This is a genomic window from Mycobacterium asiaticum (genome assembly GCF_001673365.1).
Taxonomy (GTDB): Bacteria; Actinomycetota; Actinomycetes; order Mycobacteriales; family Mycobacteriaceae; genus Mycobacterium; species Mycobacterium asiaticum_A.
The window spans coordinates 1-969 of sequence record NZ_LZLS01000150.1 but is presented as its reverse complement, the minus strand read 5'-3'; the positions used below and the strand labels follow the sequence as shown (position 1 = coordinate 969).

The window sequence follows — 969 nt, the reverse complement described above, 5'->3', positions numbered from 1 at the left end:
TTGAGCAGTGGCGCGTTGAGCGCTGTGCTGAGCAGTGGCAGTCTGACCAATTTGCTGAGCAGCCCCGCGGTCAGCAATTTGTTGAGCAGCCCTGCCGTCAGCAACCTGCTGCGTAGTCCGGCGGTGGGCAGCTTGTTGAGCAACCCGGCCATCAGCAATTTGCTGAGCGGGACGAATTTGTCGGTGAAGCTGAACAGTTTGTTGACGGTGAATCCTGCGGCTGCGACGGCCGCGGTGACCGATGTCTTCGGTAACACGGGGACCGGCAATATCGGATTCGGTAATACCGGTGACAACAACATCGGGTTCGGTAACACCGGTAACGGCAACGTCGGTATCGGCAACTCCGGCTTCGATCTGAAGGGCATATTGAACTCCGGGGTGGGCAACTCCGGGTTGTTTAACACCGGCAGCTACAACACCGGTATCGGCAACTCCGGCACCGGTAACACCGGGTTGTTCAACCCCGGTGACTTCAACACCGGTATCGGTAACCGGGGTAGCTACAACACCGGAAGTTTTAACGAGGGCAGCTTCAACAGTGGTGATTTCAATGGTGGTGACACCAACACCGGCTGGTTCAACACCGGCAACCTCAACACCGGTATCGGCAACTCCGGGGACATCAATACCGGTATCGGCAACTCCGGCAACATGAACAACGGGATGTTCCTGCGGGGCGACGCCCAGGGCAGCGTGGGTGGTGCTATTTACTCAATCCACATCGACCAGGTACCCGTGGACTTCGGCATGCGGGTCCCACTGAACCTGACGGTGGCCGGCGGCACCCTCGACATCACCACTCAGCCGTTCAATGTCCCTGTGCTCTCGATCGCCGGCATAAGCAACGTGGTCGCCGGCTCCACCGTCGGTCCCATCAGCGTGCCGACCGTAACGATCAGCGGACCACGGCTGAACTTCGTGATTGGCGGTCCGAATTACACCTTGTTCGGCGGCATCACCGGCACT

General features: G+C 59.0%; 1 protein-coding gene and 1 pseudogene. One reads left to right on the top strand and one right to left on the bottom strand.

Annotated features, from left to right (window positions below; all coding sequences use genetic code 11):
- The coding region (locus A5634_RS28955) for a hypothetical protein (RefSeq protein ID WP_216638743.1) at positions 1-257 on the bottom strand (257 nt) is incomplete at its 3' end.
- Between A5634_RS28955 and A5634_RS15635 the strand changes: the two are divergent.
- Positions 235-969 (top strand): annotated as a pseudogene (locus tag A5634_RS15635) (PPE family protein); the annotation flags it as partial. The gene A5634_RS28955 and the pseudogene A5634_RS15635 overlap by 23 nt on opposite strands.